Genomic DNA, 447 nt, shown 5'->3' on the forward strand with positions numbered 1-447 from the left:
AACTGGCGGTATGGATGCGGCGGGACCAGAGAAAAATAAATCAGGGGCAATGCCAGCCGAACGCCAGCAAGACGTAACCCAGCGCGGCGGCCGCCATGCCGGCGATAATGGCCTGCTTCTCGCCGAAACGTTTGGTGGCGGGACCAGTGACGAAGGCTTGAGCGAGGGCGTGCAAGATTCCGAATACCGCAAGCGACAGGCCGATCATCGTCGCGCTCCAGCGAAAGCGGTCCTCGCCGAAAATGACCCAGAGCGCTGCCGGCACCTGTCCTACGAGTTGCATGATAAAGAAGACAGTCATAAGTGCGGCGACGATAGTCATGCCCCGCGCCCACCGGAAGGAGCTGACTGGGTTGAAGGCTCTCAAGGGCATCGGTCGAGATCCCGGTGCCTAATGAGTGAGCTAACTTACATTAATTGCGTTGCGCTCACTGCCCGCTTTCCAGT

Annotated in this window: 1 pseudogene; it reads right to left on the reverse strand. The window is 59.1% G+C overall.

Going from position 1 to position 447, the window contains the following annotated elements:
- Positions 1–52: 52 nt before the first annotated feature.
- A pseudogene (locus C7C45_RS33110) lies at positions 53–379 on the reverse strand (hypothetical protein); the annotation flags it as partial.
- Positions 380–447 lie beyond the last annotated feature (68 nt).

It is taken from the genome of Micromonospora arborensis, assembly GCF_003205615.1.
Taxonomy (GTDB): Bacteria; Actinomycetota; Actinomycetes; order Mycobacteriales; family Micromonosporaceae; genus Micromonospora; species Micromonospora arborensis.